We start from the raw sequence: 16,928 nt of genomic DNA, 5'->3' as shown, positions 1-16,928 counted from the left end.
ACGCCTATGGTGGCGCGATGAAAATCCATCCCTACCTGGCCGGGATCGCCGCCCTCGCCTGCCTGGCCGGTTGTTCCGGCGAGCCGGTGGCGCCCGCGGCCCGGCAGCCGGCTCCGGCCGCTGCCGTGGTCGCGCCGGCCGAGCAGACGGTGACGACGGACGTGGAGCTGGTCGCGGCGACGACCAAGTCCAAGTACGTCTTCCCGGTCAAGGCGACGAACGTCTCGTACCACAAGACCCACTCCGGCTACCCGGCGACCGACATCTTCGCCGCCTGTGGCAAGCCGTTCCTGGCCACGACCGGCGGTGTGGTCCTGGAGGTGAGCCGGGTCGACAAGTACAAGAAGGGCAAGCCGGACGGGCCGTACAACGGCGGCAAGTTCGTCTCGATCCTCGGTGACGACGGCGTGCGCTACTACGGCTCGCACCTGAGCGTGGTGTCCACCGGCATCAACAAGGGCGTCCGCGTCAAGGCCGGCCAGCAGGTCGGCAAGGTCGGCAAGACCGGCAACTCCAGCGGCGTCTGCCACGTGCACTACGGCATCTCCCCGGCCTGCAAGAAGACCGGCGACTGGAAGGTCCGGCGCGGCGTCGTGTGGCCCGCCACCTACCTCACCTCGTGGCGCAAGGGCGGCCAGAAGAGCCCCGCCGCCGCGGTGAAGTCGTGGAACGCCAAGCACAAGTGCAAGGCCTGAGCTGACCGATCCCGTGCGCCGGCGTCGGCCGGCGCACGGGTTCCGGTGACCCGTCGCCCTCAGCCCGGCGGGCGCGCCGCGGTCCGGGCCCCGCGCCCGCGCCGCGTGGTGGACGCCGGGACCGCCGCTGTTTCCCGGTGCGGGGTGGCCGTACCATCAAAGGCCTTTGAACTGGGGTTTTCTCTTCTCGACGAAGGCTCGCGGGCCCTCTTTGGCGTCGTCGGACGTGAAGACGCGCATGCCGATGCGGGATTCGACGGCGAAGGCGTCGGTCTCGGCGAGGCCCTCGGTCTCGCGGATGGTGCGCAGGATGGCCTGGACGGCGAGCGGGCCGTTCGCGGCGATCGTCCCGGCGATCTCCAGCGCCTTGGTGAGCGCCTCGCCGTCGGGGACCACGTGTCCGATGAGGCCCATCGCGAGCGCCTCCAGCGCGGTGATGTGGCGGCCGGTGAGCAGCAGCTCCGCGGCGACCGTGTAGGGCAGCTGGCGCGGCAGCCGGACAGCGGAGCCGCCGAGCGGGAACAGCCCCCAGCGCGCCTCGGAGACGCCGAACCGCGCGCTCTCGCCGGCCACGCGCACGTCGGTGGCCTGCAGGATCTCGGTGCCGCCCGCGACGGCCGGGCCCTCCACCGCGGCGATCAGCGGTTTGGTCAGGCGGCGGCCCTTGAGCAGCGCGTCGATGCGGGACAGGTCGGCGCCGCCGGTGCGGAAGCCGTCGCCCGGATGGTCGCCGGTCATGGCACGCAGGTCGGCCCCCGCGCAGAAGGCGCCGCCCGCGCCGGTGAGGATCGCGACCCGGATCCCGGGGTCGGTGTCGACGCGGTCCCAGGCGTCGCGCATCACGGCCATCATCTCGGCGGAGAGGGCGTTGCGGACCCGGGGCCGGTTCATCGTGACGATCAGGATCGGTCCGCGCTGTTCGACGAGAGCGTCCACCCGGTTCTCCTCCTTCTGTAGAGCCCTTGCCCCGGAACGATAACAGGTTCTACTTTGCGTTGATGGCGGCCAATATTGCGGACCTGTTCGAGCACGCGGTCGACGCCTTCGGCGATCGCGTGGCGGTGGCCTGCGGCGAGCGTGAGACCACCTACGCGGAGCTGGAGGAGACCGCCAACCGTTTGGCCCATTTCCTGCAGAGTCGAGGAGTGGGCAAAGGCGCCCACGTCGGGCTGTACGCGGGCAACTCGATCGAGGCCGTGGTGGCCATGATCGCCGTGTACAAACTGCGTGCCGTGGTCGTCAACGTCAACTATCGATACGTCGAGAACGAGTTGCAGTATCTGTTCGACGATGCCGGTCTGGTCGCGCTGATCCATGACCGTGGATTCTCGCCTCGGGTCACAGCGGTGGTGTCCGACATGCGGGCCATCGTGGCGCTCCCGGACGGCTCGGCATCCGACTTTCCAGACATCTCCTATGAAGAGGCTCTGTCGGCTGGCTCCTCGAAACGCGACTTCGAGGAGCGCTCCGGTGACGACGTCTATCTGCTCTACACCGGCGGGACCACCGGCTATCCCAAGGGCGTGATCTGGCGCCACGAGGACGTCTGGCGGGTCCTCGGCGGGGGCATCGACTTCATGACCGGTGTCCCCCTCGACGACGAGTGGGCGCAGAGCACCCGGGCCGGGATGCCGCCGATGACCAGGTTCTGCTTGGCCCCGCTCATCCACGGCAACGCCCAGTGGGCCGCGCTGGCCGCCCTCTTCGCCGGCGACACCGTCGTCTTCCTGCCGCACTTCGACGCCGACGAGGTGTGGCGCACCATCGAACGCCGCAAGATCAACGTGGTCGTGCTGATCGGCGACGCGATGGCCCGGCCGATCATCGAGGCCTACCTGGCCGGCGACTACGACGGATCGTCGCTGGTGGCGGTCTCGTCCAGCGCGGCGCTGTTCTCCCCGTCGGTGAAACGGCAGTACCTCCGGGCGCTGCCGGACGTGATGGTCACCGACGCGGTCGGCTCGTCGGAGACCGGGTTCGCCGGCATCGGCATCGTCGCCGAGGTGGACGGCGGCGCTGTCGACGGCCCGCGCGTCATGCCCGGCCCGGACACCATCGTCATCGACGAGCACGGCCGCCGCGCCGGACCGGGAGTGATCGGCCGGCTGGCCCGCGGCGGGCACGTGCCGCTCGGCTACTACAAGGACCCGGAGAAGACGGCCGCCCTGCTCACCGAGGTCGACGGCGTCCGCTACGCGATCCCCGGCGACCTGGCCCGGCTCGAGGACGACGGCACCATCACCCTGCTCGGCCGGGGCAACACGTGCATCAACACCGGCGGCGAGAAGGTCTTCCCCGAGGAGGTCGAGGGGGCGCTCAAGGCCCACCCCGACGTGTTCGACGCCCTCGTCATCGGCGCCGCCGACGACCGGCTCGGCCAGCGGGTCGTCGCCCTCGTCCAGTCCCGGCCCGGCGCCGCCCTGGACCTCGGCGAGCTCGACACCCACGTACGGCAGCGGATCGCCGGCTACAAGGCGCCCCGCGGCGTGTGGCTCGTCGACCGGATCAACCGCACCATCAGCGGCAAGGCCGACTACCGCTGGGCCCACTCCTACGTGAAGGAACACGATGCGGACTGACCTCTGCGAGACGCTCGGCATCGAGCACCCGATCGTCGGGTTCAGCCCGTCGGAGCACGTCGTCGCCGCGATCAGCCGGGCCGGCGGGCTCGGGGTGCTCGGCTGCGTACGGTTCAACGACGCCGGCGAACTCGACACGGTGCTCACCTGGCTCGACGAGGCGACGGGCGGCCGGCCGTACGGCGTCGACGTCGTCATGCCCGGTCACGAGCCCACCGAGGGCGCCGTCACCGACCTCACCCGGATGATCCCTGCCGGGCACCGTGACTTCGTCGAGCAGACCCTGCTCCGGCTCGGCGTGCCGCCGCTCGAGGCCGCGTCGAGCCGGCCGGGCGTCCTCGGCTGGCTGCACTCGGTCGCCCGCAGCCACGTCGAGGTCGCGCTGCGGCACCCGGTCCGGCTGATCGCCAACGCGCTCGGCCCGCCACCGGCCGACGTGATCGCCCAGGCCCACGACCACGGCCTGCTCGTCGCCGCGCTCGCCGGGCGGGCCGACCACGCCCGCAGCCACGTCGCCAGCGGTGTCGACATCGTCGTCGCCCAGGGCTACGAGGCCGGCGGCCACACCGGGGAGATCGCCGGCATGGTGCTCGTCCCGGAGATCGTCGACGCCGTGGACGTGCCGGTCCTGGCGGCCGGCGGCATCGGCAGCGGCCGGCAGATCGCCGCGGCCCTCGCCCTCGGCGCCCGCGGCGTGTGGATGGGCTCGGTGTGGCTCGGCACCAGCGAATACCGCAGCAGCCCCGGCCTGCGGGAGGCGCTGCTGCGGGCCACCTCCGGCGACACCGTCCGCAGCCGCATCTACTCCGGCAAACCGGCCCGTCTGCTGCGCAACCGCTGGACCGAGGCGTGGGCGGCCGACGGCGCCCCGGCCGCGCTGCCGATGCCGCTGCAGAACCTGCTGGTCTCCGAGGCACACGACCGTCTGATGGCCTCCGACGACCCGACCGTGGTGCCGATGCCGGTCGGCCAGATCGTCGGCCGGATGAACGAGGTCCGCCCGGTGGCCGCGGTGGTCGCCGACCTGGTCGCCGAAGCCGACGAGACCCTCACCCGGATCCACAAGCTGCTCTAGGGAGAGCTCCGTGGCCAGGCCCTGTGGTCGATGGCCAGCCACGGGGAGGCGGCGACGGCGGCCGGGGTCATCCCGGCGAACCGTCTCGTCTCGCGGTGCAGGTGTGACTGGTCGGCGAACCCGCTCTCGGTGGCGACGACCGCTGCCGGCCGGCCCGCGGCGAGCAGGTGGGCGGCGTGATCGAACCGGGACAGCCGGGCCGCGACCTTCGGGGTGACGCCGACCTCGGCCCGGAAACGGGACCACAGCCGCTGGCGGCTCCACCCGACCTCGCCGGCCAGGTCGGCCACCCGTACGCGACCCCGGCCCGCGACCGTCAGCTCCCAGGCGCGCGCGATCTCCGGGGCGACGGATCGCCGCGGGGTGAGAGCCGCGGCCGCGATCGTGAACCGTTCGTCCCAGGAACGGGCGGCGCGCAGTCCGTCCTCGATGCGGCCGAGGTGCCGGCCCCAGATCTCGCTCAGCGGCGCCACCGTGGTGCTGAGGTCCGCGAACCCGCCGTACAGTGCGGCGGCGACCGCCGGTGCGAGACGGATCTGCAGGCACTCGACGCGGCCCCAGCCGGTCGCCCGGACCGGTCCCGGCAGCAGGCCGGCCATCACACTGCCGTGCTGCCGTCCGGCCGGGGTCTCGTAGGCGGCTCCCGCACCGTCACTGAGGTCGATCAGGAGCGTGACCGACGGGTGCGCCACCATGCCGAGGTCCCAGAACGCGGGGGACCGTTGCCGGAACCCGGCCATGTCGATCCCCGGAAGCCGGAAACCCGGCATCGCGACGTCCACGCCGGACCACTGCACGCCGACCACTCTATGTCGCGGACAGCAGCAGGGCGGCCGTCGTCGCCGGGTCCTCAATCATCGGCAGGTGGCCCACCCCCCGGGAGCAGCACGACCCGCGACGTCGCATAGCGGTGCGCCGACGACGGCTCCCAGCGTGGATCCGCCGCCCCGAAGATCACGAGTGCCCGCCGGCCCAGCGCGTCCAGGCGGGCCGGAACCCCCCCGCTCGGCAAGGTAGCCGGTGTTCGCCCGCAGCACCGCCGACATGGTCCGGAACGTGATGCCGCGCAGGTCGGCCACCACATCATCCGGAATCACCGGTGCCCGGGCCGGCGCGCCACCGCTCCCGGCGGCCACCGTCCGGACGCCGCCGTCGGTCCCCGCGGCGTCGGGAATCCCGGTGTGCCCGGCGCAGGTGGCCGCGATCGCGGCGCGGATCATCGCGTCGGTGCGGACCCGCCACAGCATGGGGCCGAGCACCGGGCCCAGCAGAATCCGCAGGAGCAGCGGCTGGGGCCGGAACGCGTCGAGATCCGGCCCGGTGCTGATCAGCGCCAGCGCGCCGGTGAGGTCCGGACGCCGCTCGGCGAGCGCGGTGGCCACGTAGCCTCCGCTGGAGTGCCCCGCCACCGTCACCGGTCGCGGGCCCAGGTCGTCGAGCACGGCGGCCACCCGATCGGCCTGGCCCTGGACGTCGTAGGACGTCACGGGCGGCGACTTCCCGCAGCCGGGCAGGTCGACACGGATGACGTGGCGCTGGGCGGCGAGCGCCGGGATCAACGGGCCCCAGACGGCGCAGCCCGCCCCCGAGCCGTGGATGAGCAGCAGCGGCGGCGCCGACGACGGGCCGTCCCGGACCACATGGATGCCATGCCTCATGCCCGCTACGGTGCGCCTGCCGGCGTCGCGGCGTCTTGGACGAATGTCAGCGTGGGGCCGACCAGAACGGGTCGCGGCCGATGAAGCCGATCAGGCGGGTCTGCGGGTCGGCGCCGGCCGGGACCGGGACGGCCGGACCGTACTGGCCGGAGGCGCGCAGCATCTCGTCCATCGGCTCCATGCCGGTGACCAGCGCCGCGCACATCTCCGTCTCCAGGGTCTCGTCCTGGCCGGAGGCGCGGGCCAGATCCCAGGTGTGCATGAACACGTCGGTGGTGTAGAAGCGGTCGATCGCCTGGTCGAGCGGCAGCGTCCCGAGATGTGGGTTGGTCAGCTCGCGGCCGCCCGGATCGTCGAGCAGCTCCTGCACGGCGGTGACGTGCACCGCCCAGGTGCGCACCGGGTCGGTGTCGACGCCCGGCCCGGCGGGCAGGGTCACGCCGGCGCCCGAGGACAGCAGGCCCGGAAGCCACTCGACGAGGTGACGGACCACGTCCCGGGCGGTCCAGCCCTCGACCGGCGCGGGGGCGTCCCAGTCCTTGACGCCCTCGACACGGGCGGTGAAGCCGGCGGCGATCCGGCGGTGGCGTTCGGCGGCTGACAGGTCGGTCAGTGGCATCGGCGGCATCCTTCCGTAGCATCCATGCTTTCAACCTAGCAGTTTAAAGCATGGCCGGCGCCGAGACGAGAAAGAGCGTGTGACAGTCCGAACCGGACGGTCACACGCTCTCGCTTTTTCCGCGCCTTTCCCGGCGACGGAAGATCAAATGGTGCGGATATTCTCCGCCTGCGGGCCTTTCGCGCCCTGTGCCACCTCGAATTCGACCCGCTGGTTTTCCTCCAGGGACCGGAATCCGCTCGACGCGATCGCCGAGAAGTGGGCGAACACATCGGGTCCACCACCGTCCTGCGTGATGAAACCGAAGCCCTTGTCGCTGTTGAACCACTTCACGACACCGGTGGCCATAGAATTCTCCTTGCCGACCATGAGGAACGCCGCACCGTGCGGCATCTCGCGCCGCCGCGTTGATGACCCCCGGAACCCGGGCAGAGACGAGAATTTCCCCGCTAATTCTTGGAAATCAAAACTGCAACACGCCCAACCTAACACACGAAACGGGAATCGCCGGGAGGAAGCGTCCGCCGGAGCGTAGGGTCGAATTTCCGTATCGGTCGTTGGAGGTGGCATGTACGTCATCCGAGGGCTTCTCGCCGCGGCGATCGTGGTGCTCGCCGGAGTGACCGCGACACCCGCCGCCGGCGCCGCCGGGATCCCCGACGAGGCGCTGCTGCAGGCGTCCGACCTGGGCGGGGTCACGCCGCACGCCACCGACGGCGACGACTGGCCGCAGCTGCGCCCACCCCGCCCGTGCGGCGCCGGCGTGCCCGCGCCGGTCACCGACCGGGCCGTCGCCGCCGTCATCGACGTCGACGGCGCCCCCGAGTCGATCATGGAGTATCTGGCGGTGCACCGCGACGCCGGCCGCTACCTGCGAAAACTGCGCAAGGCGGTGGACGGGTGCCCGGACTGGCGGGTCGAGGAGAGCGCGGCCGGCCGGCTCACCCTGCGCTGGACCCAGCGGTGGGAGCACGTCGGCGAGGAGGTCACCCATCAGACGTACGTGGCGGTCGCCCGCACCGGCCGGGCCGTCGTGGTGGTCGCCGACAACGGGTGGGAGACCTCCGACGGCGACCCGGCCGTCGCGCAGCGCCTGCTGATCAGCGCGGTGCGGCGGGCGTCGTCGCTGAGCTGAACTGGGTGCGGTACAGCTCCTCGTAACGCCCGCCGACGGCCATCAGCTCGGGATGCGTGCCGCGCTCCACCACCCGGCCGTCCTCGATCACCAGGATCTGGTCGGCGGCCCGGACCGTCGACAGCCGGTGCGCGATCACCACCGCGGTACGCCCGTTCAACGCCTCACCGAGCGCGGCCTGCACCGCCTGTTCCGAGGTCGAGTCGAGGTGCGCGGTCGCCTCGTCGAGCACCACCACCCGCGGTCGCGCGAGCAGCAGCCGGGCGATGGTGAGCCGCTGCCGTTCCCCGCCGGACAGCCGGTATCCGCGCTCGCCGACGACGGTGTCCAGCCCGTCCGGCAGCGACTCGATCAGGTCGGCGACGTGGGCGCGGCGCAGCACGTCCCACAGTTCGCCGTCGGTCGCGTCCGGCCGGGCCAGCAGCAGGTTCGCCCGGACCGACTCGTGGAACAGGTGCCCGTCCTGGGTGACCATGCCGAGCGTGCGCCGCAGCGACGCCGCGCTCAGGTCCCGCACGTCGACCCCACCGAGCCGGACCGCGCCGGCGCCCGCGTCGTACAGCCGCGGCAGCAGGCTCGCCATCGTCGACTTGCCCGCCCCGGACGACCCGACCAGCGCCACCATCTGCCCCGGCGCGGCGGTGAACGACACACCGTGCAGCACCTCGTCGCCACCCCGGGTGTCGAGCGTCGCGACCTCCTCCAGCGACGCCAGCGACACCTTGTCGGCGGACGGATAGGCGAACCGTACGTCGTCGAACTCCACCGACACCGGCCCGTCCGGGACCGGCCGCGCGTCCGGCTTCTCCTCGATCAGCGGTTTCAGGTCGAGCACCTCGAACACCCGCTCGAAGCTGACCAGCGCGCTCATCACCTCCACCCGGGCGCTGGCCAGCGACGTCAGCGGCGCGTACAGCCGGGTCAGCAGGATCGCCAGCGCCACCACCGCGCCCGGATCCATCCGCCCCTGCAGCGCGTAGAACCCGCCGAGCCCGTAGACCAGCGCGATCGCCGCCGCCGACACGCTGGTCAGCGCGGTCAGGAACGACCACTGCGCCATCGCGGTGCGCACCCCGATGTCACGCACCCGCCGGGCCCGGGCCGCGAACTCGGCGGACTCGGCGGCCGGGTCGCCGTACAGCTTCACCAGCGTCGCGCCCGGCGCCGAGAACCGCTCGGTCATCTGCGTGTTCATCGCCGCGTCGTGCTCGGCCGCCTCCCGCTGCAGCCCGGCCAGCCGCCCGCCCATCCGGCGCGCCGGCAGCACGAACACCGGCAGCAGGAGCAGCGCCAGCACGGTGATCTGCCACGAGATGCCGACCATCACGATCAGCGTCAGGACCAGCGCCACCAGGTTGCCGACCACACCGGACAGTGTGTCGCTGAACGCCCGCTGCGCGCCGATCACATCGTTGTTGAGCCGGCTGACCAGCGCGCCCGTACGTGTCCGGGTGAAGAACGCCACCGGCATCCGCTGCACGTGATCGAACACCCGGGTCCGCAGCTCGAGGATCAGCCCCTCACCGATCCGCGCCGACAGCCACCGCTGCACCAGCCCGAGCCCCGCCTCGCTCAGCGCGATCACCGCGATCCCGATCGCCAGCGTGATCACGAGCCGCGCCTCCCGCGCCTCGACGATCGCGTCCACCACCTGCCCGGCGAGCACCGGCGTCGCCACCGCGAGAACCGCCGTCACCACGCTGAGCAGCAGGAACGCCGTCAGCACCCGCCGTTGTGGCCGGGCCAGCGCGAGGATGCGCCGTAACGTCGCCCGCGAGAACGGCCGCTTGTCGTCCTGCCGGTTCATGGCATGCCACATCGAATTCCAGGCCGCGACTTCCATACTCATGGCCCGAAGGTCCCACTTCACGTCGGGTTGAGGTCAAGGCAATTTCAGCGGTACGGCCACACCTCCCCGACCGCAGCCCGCCCGGCGCCCTCCGCTACCGGAGCGACGCGGTCCCGGCCCGGCGCCCGGCCTCACCGCCGGGCTGCTGCCCGCTCCCGGTCACCCCGGCTGGTCCCCGGGGCTGTCCCAGCGGCGCGGAAGCGTCACCGCCGCATCGCCGGGATCAGCGGCGCCAGCCCCTCGGCGGTGAAATGCGGCGCGTCCCCGACCTCCCACCAGCTGCGCAGAGCCGTCGTCGTCTGCGTGACGCCGGTCCGCCGGTCGGTGTAGGTCACCGCCCTCTCGCCGCTCACCTTCGTCACCACCCGGCCCCGTTTGACGCCGGCTGGGTAGTCGTTCCAGTTGACGCCGGCCTCGGACCACAACAGCTCCTGCATCCCGCCGCTGTGCACACCCTGCAGCCGCCGGTGCGGGAAGTGAGCCTGCGCGGCCATCGCGATCGAGTTGCGTACCGCGTCCCGCTGCCGCCAGACGAAGTAGTTGGCCACGTCCACCGGGTCGGCGACGGTGAAGACCCGCGCGTCAGCCCAGGTCGGGGGTGGGGACCAGGTCGACGGTGCGGTTGGTGGCCGCCTTCAGCTCCAGGACGACGATCTCGTTGCGGCCGGGGCGCAGCACCGGGCCGGGGACGTACAGGGTGCGCTGCGGTCCCCGGGCCGAGTAGCGGCCGAGGGCGAAGCCGTTCACCCAGGCCATGCCCTGCTCCCAGCCGGGCAGGGACAGGAACGTGTCGGCCGGCTCGTCGATGTCGACGGTGCCGCGGCGGAACGCCGGCCCGGACGGCGGACGGTCACCCGCCGGGGCGAAGGCGAGGCCGGTGAGATCGTGCAGCGGCAGCGCGGTCTGGGTCCAGCCGGTCAGCGTCCGGCCGTCGGCCAGGACCGGGCCGAGGAGGCCCTTCGGGTCGTTCATGTGGACGCCGTAGTTGACCCGGCCGGTGTTCTCCACCAGCACGCTCAGCGTCGCCCCATCGCGGCCGGCCGCGATGGTCAGCGCGCGTTCCGTACGGCCGCGCTCCAGCATCCCGGCCGGGGCGCCGTCGACGAAGATCTGCGCCCGGTCGGCGAACGACTCGATCGCCAGCACCATCGGCCCGGCGGACGGCAGCGCCGTCTCGTAGAGCACGAAACCGTTGTGCTCGCCGAGCTGCTCCATGGTCAGCGGCGACTCGGAGGCCACCGCCGTGCCGAGGCCGGGAGCGGCGGAGAACAGGCCGGCCACCTCGTCCAGCGGTATGCCGGCGCGGTCGAGCCGGGCCGCCGGGCCGGGCAGCGGCTCGTCCGGCACCGGCGCGTACCGGGCGATCACCTCGCGCATGAGCCGGTACTTCGCGGTGACGTCACCGGCCTCGCTGAGCGGGGCGTCGTAGTCGTACGACGTGATGGTGGGCAGGTAGACGTGCTTGTAGTCGGCGCCGTTGGTGGTGCCGAAGTTGGTGCCGCCGTGGAACATGTACAGGCTCACCGAGGCGCCCGCCGACAGCACCTTCTCCAGATCGGCGGCCGCGTCGGCGGCGTCCCGGGTGTGGTGCGGCCCGCCCCAGTGGTCGAACCAGCCGTCCCAGAACTCCGCGCACATCAGCGGACCGGTCGGCTGGTGGCGGCGCAGCTTCTCCAGGGCGCCGTCGGCGTGCTCGAACGTCACGGTACGCAGAATGCCGTCCAGCCCACCCCGCCGCAGCATGTCGCCCTCGGCCTGGTCACAGGTGAACAGCAGCTCGGTGACCCCGCGCCGGCGCAGTCCGTCCGCGAGGTGCCGCAGATAATCGGGGTCCTCCGGACCGTACGCCCCGAACTCGTTCTCGACCTGCACGGCGATGATCGGGCCGCCGTTGCTCCCCAGGTACGGCGTGACCACCGGCAGCAGCCGGTCGAACCACGCGTCGACCGCCTCCAGGTACGCCGGGTCACTGCTGCGCAGCCGCACCCCGGACGTGCTGAGCCACGCGGGCAGCCCGCCGCCGTCCCATTCGGCGCAGATGTACGGGCCGGGCCGGAACACCACGTGCAGCCCGGCGCGGTCGATGAGCTCCAGGTAGCGGGGCAGATCGAGGATGCCGTCGAGGACGACCTCCCCGGGGCGGGGCTGGTGCGCGTTCCACGGCACGTAGACATCGATCGAGTTGAGGCCCATGAGCCGCGCCTTCTCGATCCGGTCGGCCCACTGATCAGGGTGGATGCGGAAGTAGTGCATCGCCCCGGCGATGATCCGGAACGGCTCGCCATCGAGCAGGAAGCCGTCGCCGGCCGTCGTGAGAACCCGTGCCCCGCGCAAGTCGACGCTCCTCCGCATGATCAATGTTTACCTAAACATTGTCATGGGCGGGCGCCCCGCGGCAACCGGCCGGGCACCCGATCAGAAGCGAGATCGGTCGATGCGGCGGCGCTATCGTGCACCCATGGCCCCCTCCGAGCCCCAGAGACGTACGACGGTGCACGACATCGCGGCCGCCGCCGGCGTGTCCCGCGGCACCGTCAGCCGGGCGCTCAACGGCGGGTACGTCTCCGCGGCGGCGCGCGCCGCCATCGAGGAGGCGATCGCCGGCATCGGGTTCGTGCCGAACACGGCCGCCCGTACGTTGCGGACGCGCCGCTCGCAGGCGGTCGCGTTCGTCGCGCTGGGGCAGCACGCGGGCGCCTTCGCCGACCCCAACATCGGCGCGGTGATGCTCGCCGCCAACGCGGTGCTCTCCGGCGCCGACCACCAGATGGTCAACCTGCTCCTGGAGTCCCCCCGCGACACCGAACGGGTGGCCCGCCACCTCAGCGGCGGCTTCGTCGACGGGGCGATCGTCGTGTCCGCCCGCGCCGGGGACCCGATCATCAAGGTGATCCGTGACCTGCGCCTGCCCGCGGCGGTCGTCGGCCACCCGCCCGACCTGGGCGACGCCGTGCCGTACGTCGGCATCGACAACGAGACCGCCGCCCGCGAGATCGTGTCGCGGCTGCTCGCCACCGGCCGGCGACGGACCGGGATGATCGCGGCGGCACAGGACCGCGACTCGTGCACCGACCGGCTGGCCGGATACCGCTCGGCGATGGGGCCGGCCTTCGAGGAACACCTCGTCGTCCGGGTTCCCGGCCACGACCACCGCTGCGGCGCCGACGGGATGCGCCTGCTGCTGGAGCGTGAGCCGGCGATCGACGGCGTGTTCGCGGCGTCCGACGTGCTCGCGGCGGGCGCTCTCGAAGCGCTCCGGGAGGCGGGACGCGCCGTGCCGGGTGACGTCGGCGTCGTGGGCTTCGACGACAGCCCGTGGGCCGTGTGGTCGCAGCCCAGGCTGTCGACGGTGCGCCAGCCGATCGAGGAGATCGGATCCGCCGCCGCACACCTGGTCCTGCGGCAGCTCCGCGGTGAGCCGGTCGACCCGGGCGGCCGTATCCTCCCCACCACCACGGTGTGGCGCGACTCCGCCTGATGACGGGCGGGGCCGATCTTTTCCGGCCCTCCGGAGCCGACCCGCCGGATCACGCGAGGTGGGAGGGCCGATGAGGCGGCGTCGCACGCGAGGCCGGGTCGCCGGAGAGGCCCGCGGGGCCGAGGCGCGGCGTCCGACGGCCTGGAATGGTGTCTGTCCAATGCCGGCCGGGGGTCGCGGCCCGGTGACGGCGTGGCTGTCCGGTGGCGGCGGGCCGGGAGCGGTTGCCGCGGGAGGCAGGGCTGTCCGGCGGTCGCGGCGGTGGGCGGGAACGATCGTGGGGTGACGGCGCGGTCGTCCGGCCGGCCCGGGCGGTGGGCTGGGAGCGGTTGCCGGGGGAGGCAGGGCTGTCCGGCGGTCGCGGCGGTGGGTGGGAACGGTCGTGGGGTGACGGCGCGGTCGTCCGGCCGGCCCGGGCGGCGGGTCGGGAGCGGTTGCCGGGGGAGGCAGGGCTGTCCGGCGGTCGCGGCGGTGGGTGGGAACGGTCGTGGGGTGACGGCGCGGTCGACCGGTCGACCCGGGCGGTGGGCCGGGAACGGTTTCGGGTGGAGAGCCGGCGCCCGGCGGTGCGCGGGCGCTGGAAGGTCGCGGCGCCCGGCGGTGCGCGGGCGCTGGAAGGTCGCGGCGCCCGGCGGTGCGCGGGTGCCGGAAGGGTCGCGGCGCGGCGGCCGGAAAGGCCGCCGCGCCGCTGGTGGGGAACGGGGGTCGGGGTCAGGTGGCGGTGCAGGAGACGCTGGGCCAGTTCCAGTTGCCGTTGGGCTGGACGGTGAGCCCGAAGTTGTTGCCGCTGCCGTTCGGCTTGGCGACCATCTGCTGGGCGGACGGCCAGCTCGCCGTGGTGTTCCAGGTGTTGATGACCTTGGCGGGGGACGGCAGGTTGAGGGTCACGGTCCAGTTGTTGGAGCCGGTGACGGCGACGTTGAGGTTGTAACGGTCGCCCCACGACTGTCCGGCGGAGAGCGTTGCGGTGCAGGTAGCGCTCCCGCCGCCACCGCCACCTCCACCGGAGCCGTCGGGGGCGACCGCCCGTCCTGTGGCCGGCGAGATCATGCCGGCGCACAGGCCGCGTGAGGCCAGGCCCTGGGCGATGCGCGGGATGGCGGCGACCGTGTTGGCCGGCCAGTCGTGCATCAGGATGACCTGGCCGTTGGTGAGCCGGCCGGCGGCGTTGACGATCGCGTCGGTGCTCGCGTTGTTCCAGTCGGCGGAGTCGACGTCCCAGATGATCTCGGTGAGGCCGTATTTCTGCTCGACCGACCGCAGGGTGGCGTTGGTCTCGCCGTAGGGCGGGCGGAACAGTTTCGGCGTGCCGCCGCCGCCCGCCGCGATCGCGGACTGGGTGCGGGAGATCTCCGAGTCGATGGTGGCCTGGCTCTGCTGGGTCAGGTGGGGGTGGGTGTAGCTGTGGTTGCCGACCCACATGCCGGCGTCGACCTGCGCTTTGACGAGGGCGGCGTTGGCGGCGGCGTTCTGGCCGGTGTTGAACATGGTGGCCCGCAGCCCGTTGTTGCGCAGGGCGGTCAGCAGGGTGCGGGTGTTGCTCGCCGACGGGCCGTCGTCGAAGGTCAGGCCGACGTAGCCGTTGCAGGCGGCGGCGTGGGACGGCCGGGCGGCGGGGTCGGCGAGCACGAACCCGACGGCGGCGACTCCGGCGGTCAGCGCGATGGCCGTGAAGCGTCGCCACAGGGTGGGGGTGGGGATTCTGGACATGGCATTTGTCCTTCTGACGACCTGATGACGCCTGGCGGGGAACCCAGGCCGGGGTCGAGAGGATCGACGGGAAGCAATCCCTCTCGCCAGCGAGTATTAGGTCGCGTGCGCCACAGTGTCAACAACTTTCGGAAACATACCGGAAGCAACAGCGAAGCCTGATCACGCAAAATCCCAGCTAGAAAACGTTTCAATCAGGTTTGGACAAGTGGTCTCCGATAATGTTACGGGCCACAATTCCGAAAGTTACGACGAGCAGGCCGCGGCCACCTCGGACCGGGTGAGGCCGAAGGTGGACAGGTTGTAGACGTGCGCGGGCTTGGGCGTACCCCGCAAGCTCGCCTCGCGGACCGCGGTCCGGGCCGATCCGCTCAACCGCGCCCCGAGCCGGTCGTAGATCGTCTCGATGACGCCCATCGGGTCGGTGACCAGGTCGGCGTGCCGCACGTCGATGAACCGCGCCGGATCGTGGCGGGCCCGGTCGGCGCGGAAGCGCCGCAGTCCGCGCGACCACAGCGAGAGTTGCGCCCGCCCGACGACCGGCCCGGTGAAGACCGTCGACCAGCCGGCCGACGCGCGCTCGTTGAGGCTGCACACCGACGCGATGACGGTGCCGGGGTCGCGGTGCGTCTGCACGACGACGGCGTCCGGGTAGGCCGCGAACAGGGCGTCGAGCGCGAACAGGTGGCTCGGGTTCTTCAGCACCCACCGCCGGCCCTGGTCGTGCAGGCCGATGAGCTGCAGGTTGCGGCGGTGCCGGGCGTAGGCGGCGGTCCAGTCGTGCGCGTCCAGCCAGGCCGAGTAGCCCGGGATGTACGCCGTGCACTCGAACGACACCGACGTCATCGACTGGCACAGCAGCCGCCAGCACTCCTCCACCTGCTCCGGTCGCATGTGGTGCACGCCGTCGAGACCGATGCCCTGGTAGGCCTCGCGCAGCGCGGCGAAGACCGGATGCGACTCCCACTCGGCGCGCGGCGGCCGCGGCTGCGGGATCTCGGTCAGCCACAGCTCCGGGCCCTGATGCGCGGGGTCGGCGGTGAGCAGCCGGTGCAGGGCGGTGGTCCCGGTGCGCGGCAGGCCGGTGACGAACACCGGCCGCTCGATCGTCACCCCGGCGTGCTGCGGAAACTCCCGCCAGGCGGCCTCGGCGAGCAGGCGCGAGACGAGAGCGCCGCGCAACAGGCCGCGAGTCCGCTTGCTGCCGGCCGGGGTCAGGCCCGCTTCCTGGGCGTACGACCGGAGCAGCGCCCGGAGACCGTCGGCGTAGTCGTCACCGCCCCCGAAGTCGTGCAGCCCGGTGAGCCGGCTCGCCGACGCGTGCAGGTCGTCGAAGCTGCCGACATCGGTCCGCGCGGAGGTCGTCAATGGTGGAACTCCCCGCAGTTCACGTCGAGGCACGCGCCGGTGATGCCGCGTGCCATGTCCGAGGCGAGGAACAGGACGGCGTCGGCGATCTCGTCCGGCTCGGGGAGCCTGCGCAGGTCGGTGCTCGCGGCGACCTCGTCGTAAACCTGCCGCGCCGGCACCCCGCGCTGCGCCGCCTGGAACTCGAACCAGCCCCGCAACTGGTCGGCCCAGATCCAGCCGGGCGCGATCGAGTTCACCCGTACCCCCTTGGGCCCGAGTTCGCTCGCCAGGTTCTGCGTCGCCGCCAGCAGCGCCGCCTTGGTCAGCCGGTAGGGCCCGAAGGGCCGCCGCGAGTGCCGCAGCACCGCCGAGTTGACCACCACGACCGCGCCCCGCGCCGCGATCAGCGCGGGCGTGAGATGCCGGATCGTGCGCAGCGCCGCCAGCACGTTGACCTCGAACGACGTCCCCACCTCGGCCAGATCCACCCGGCCGAGGCTCTGCATCGGCGGCATCACGAACGCGTTGTGCACCAGCACGTCGATGCGCCCGAACCGGTCGGTGGCGGCCTCGGCGAGCCGGCGCACCGCCGCGTCGTCGGTCAGGTCGGTGGGCACGGCCAGCCCGCCGGTCTTCGCGGCGAGATCGTTCAGGATCTCCGGGGTACGGGCGGCGAGCACCACCGAGGCGCCCTGCCCGGCGGCCCGCACCGCGACCGACGCGCCGAGCCCCGGCCCGACCCCGGCGACGACGACCACCTTGCCGTCGAGCAGCACCGGC

At 72.4% G+C, this 16,928-nt stretch carries 15 protein-coding genes and 1 pseudogene; 5 read left to right on the top strand and 11 right to left on the bottom strand.

Features of this window, described 5'->3' with window-relative positions; all coding sequences use genetic code 11:
- The first annotated feature begins 17 nt into the window (after positions 1–17).
- Complete coding sequence (locus BM290_RS02120; protein WP_093609307.1) at positions 18–695, top strand: M23 family metallopeptidase; 678 nt, start codon at positions 18–20, stop codon at positions 693–695.
- 156 nt (positions 696–851) lie between these two features.
- On the opposite strand, the pseudogene BM290_RS02115 reads toward BM290_RS02120, so the two are convergent.
- Positions 852–1,634, bottom strand: a pseudogene (locus BM290_RS02115) (crotonase/enoyl-CoA hydratase family protein); the annotation flags it as partial.
- A 59-nt stretch (positions 1,635–1,693) separates the two neighbouring features.
- On the opposite strand from BM290_RS02115, the gene BM290_RS02110 reads away from it, so the two are divergent.
- Together BM290_RS02110 and BM290_RS02105 are read left to right on the top strand one after the other, a co-directional pair.
- Positions 1,694–3,274, top strand: a complete 1,581-nt coding sequence (locus tag BM290_RS02110) for an acyl-CoA synthetase (RefSeq protein WP_093609303.1) — start codon at positions 1,694–1,696, stop codon at positions 3,272–3,274.
- Positions 3,264–4,349, top strand: a complete 1,086-nt coding sequence (locus BM290_RS02105; protein ID WP_093609301.1) for a nitronate monooxygenase — start codon at positions 3,264–3,266, stop codon at positions 4,347–4,349. The genes BM290_RS02110 and BM290_RS02105 overlap by 11 nt, the downstream gene beginning before the upstream one ends.
- Here BM290_RS02105 and BM290_RS02100 read toward each other — a convergent pair.
- The 4 genes from BM290_RS02100 to BM290_RS02085 form a co-directional block, all read right to left on the bottom strand.
- Positions 4,346–5,146 (bottom strand): helix-turn-helix domain-containing protein, encoded by an 801-nt coding sequence (locus tag BM290_RS02100; RefSeq protein ID WP_239143299.1) that lies wholly within the window; start codon positions 5,144–5,146, stop codon positions 4,346–4,348. The genes BM290_RS02105 and BM290_RS02100 overlap by 4 nt on opposite strands.
- Before the next feature lie 57 nt (positions 5,147–5,203).
- A complete protein-coding gene (locus BM290_RS49435) occupies positions 5,204–6,007 on the bottom strand; it encodes an alpha/beta fold hydrolase (protein ID WP_239143300.1) in 804 nt (267 codons plus the stop codon).
- Positions 6,008–6,053: 46 nt separating this feature from the next.
- On the bottom strand, positions 6,054–6,626 hold the full coding sequence (locus BM290_RS02090) for a TIGR03086 family metal-binding protein (protein ID WP_093609886.1): 573 nt from the start codon (positions 6,624–6,626) through the stop codon (positions 6,054–6,056).
- Between the two features lie 144 nt (positions 6,627–6,770).
- Positions 6,771–6,974 (bottom strand): cold-shock protein, encoded by a 204-nt coding sequence (locus BM290_RS02085; protein WP_093609299.1) that lies wholly within the window; start codon positions 6,972–6,974, stop codon positions 6,771–6,773.
- 220 nt (positions 6,975–7,194) lie between these two features.
- Between BM290_RS02085 and BM290_RS02080 the strand changes: the two genes are divergently transcribed.
- Complete coding sequence (locus tag BM290_RS02080) at positions 7,195–7,761, top strand: hypothetical protein (protein ID WP_093609297.1); 567 nt, start codon at positions 7,195–7,197, stop codon at positions 7,759–7,761.
- Here the strand turns inward: BM290_RS02080 and BM290_RS02075 are convergent.
- The 3 genes from BM290_RS02075 to BM290_RS02065 all read right to left on the bottom strand — a co-directional run bounded on the left by BM290_RS02075 (position 7,727) and on the right by BM290_RS02065 (position 11,944).
- Positions 7,727–9,610: an ABC transporter ATP-binding protein gene (locus BM290_RS02075; protein WP_093609295.1), complete on the bottom strand. Its 1,884-nt coding sequence runs from the start codon at positions 9,608–9,610 to the stop codon at positions 7,727–7,729. The two genes, BM290_RS02080 and BM290_RS02075, sit on opposite strands and share 35 nt — an antisense overlap.
- Before the next feature lie 203 nt (positions 9,611–9,813).
- Positions 9,814–10,164 carry a hypothetical protein gene (locus BM290_RS02070; RefSeq protein ID WP_093609293.1) on the bottom strand — a complete coding sequence of 117 codons (351 nt, stop codon included), beginning with the start codon at positions 10,162–10,164 and terminating at the stop codon, positions 9,814–9,816.
- Between the two features lie 28 nt (positions 10,165–10,192).
- On the bottom strand, positions 10,193–11,944 hold the full coding sequence (locus tag BM290_RS02065; RefSeq protein WP_239143301.1) for a glycoside hydrolase family 35 protein: 1,752 nt from the start codon (positions 11,942–11,944) through the stop codon (positions 10,193–10,195).
- Between the two features lie 124 nt (positions 11,945–12,068).
- Between BM290_RS02065 and BM290_RS02060 the strand changes: the two genes are divergently transcribed.
- On the top strand, positions 12,069–13,088 hold the full coding sequence (locus BM290_RS02060) for a LacI family DNA-binding transcriptional regulator (protein ID WP_093609289.1): 1,020 nt from the start codon (positions 12,069–12,071) through the stop codon (positions 13,086–13,088).
- 711 nt (positions 13,089–13,799) lie between these two features.
- Here BM290_RS02060 and BM290_RS02055 read toward each other — a convergent pair.
- The 3 genes from BM290_RS02055 to BM290_RS02045 all read right to left on the bottom strand — a co-directional run bounded on the left by BM290_RS02055 (position 13,800) and on the right by BM290_RS02045 (position 16,924).
- Positions 13,800–14,798, bottom strand: a complete 999-nt coding sequence (locus BM290_RS02055; protein ID WP_093609287.1) for a polysaccharide deacetylase family protein — start codon at positions 14,796–14,798, stop codon at positions 13,800–13,802.
- A gap of 246 nt (positions 14,799–15,044) precedes the next feature.
- Complete coding sequence (locus tag BM290_RS02050; RefSeq protein ID WP_093609285.1) at positions 15,045–16,166, bottom strand: sulfotransferase family protein; 1,122 nt, start codon at positions 16,164–16,166, stop codon at positions 15,045–15,047.
- The gene (locus BM290_RS02045; RefSeq protein WP_093609283.1) at positions 16,163–16,924 is read right to left on the bottom strand and encodes an SDR family oxidoreductase; all 762 of its coding nucleotides are present in this window, start codon (positions 16,922–16,924) and stop codon (positions 16,163–16,165) included. The genes BM290_RS02050 and BM290_RS02045 overlap by 4 nt, the downstream gene beginning before the upstream one ends.
- Between the last annotated feature and the right edge of the window lie 4 nt (positions 16,925–16,928).

This window comes from Actinoplanes philippinensis (genome assembly GCF_900113015.1).
Taxonomy (GTDB): Bacteria; Actinomycetota; Actinomycetes; order Mycobacteriales; family Micromonosporaceae; genus Actinoplanes; species Actinoplanes philippinensis.
This window is presented reverse-complemented; position numbering and strand designations above follow the sequence as displayed.

What these genes read in the sequence shown, in the direction of transcription:
- BM290_RS02105 (WP_093609301.1), top strand. Translation starts at nt 3,264, where the DNA reads ATGCGGACTGACCTCTGCGAGACGCTCGGCATCGAGCACCCGATCGTC.
- BM290_RS02090 (WP_093609886.1), bottom strand. Translation starts at nt 6,626, where the DNA reads ATGCCACTGACCGACCTGTCAGCCGCCGAACGCCACCGCCGGATCGCC.
- BM290_RS02075 (WP_093609295.1), bottom strand. Translation starts at nt 9,610, where the DNA reads ATGAGTATGGAAGTCGCGGCCTGGAATTCGATGTGGCATGCCATGAAC.
- BM290_RS02060 (WP_093609289.1), top strand. Translation starts at nt 12,069, where the DNA reads ATGGCCCCCTCCGAGCCCCAGAGACGTACGACGGTGCACGACATCGCG.
- BM290_RS02055 (WP_093609287.1), bottom strand. Translation starts at nt 14,798, where the DNA reads ATGTCCAGAATCCCCACCCCCACCCTGTGGCGACGCTTCACGGCCATC.
- BM290_RS02110 (WP_093609303.1), top strand. Translation starts at nt 1,694, where the DNA reads ATGGCGGCCAATATTGCGGACCTGTTCGAGCACGCGGTCGACGCCTTC.
- BM290_RS02080 (WP_093609297.1), top strand. Translation starts at nt 7,195, where the DNA reads ATGTACGTCATCCGAGGGCTTCTCGCCGCGGCGATCGTGGTGCTCGCC.
- BM290_RS49435 (WP_239143300.1), bottom strand. Translation starts at nt 6,007, where the DNA reads ATGAGGCATGGCATCCATGTGGTCCGGGACGGCCCGTCGTCGGCGCCG.
- BM290_RS02085 (WP_093609299.1), bottom strand. Translation starts at nt 6,974, where the DNA reads ATGGCCACCGGTGTCGTGAAGTGGTTCAACAGCGACAAGGGCTTCGGT.
- BM290_RS02120 (WP_093609307.1), top strand. Translation starts at nt 18, where the DNA reads ATGAAAATCCATCCCTACCTGGCCGGGATCGCCGCCCTCGCCTGCCTG.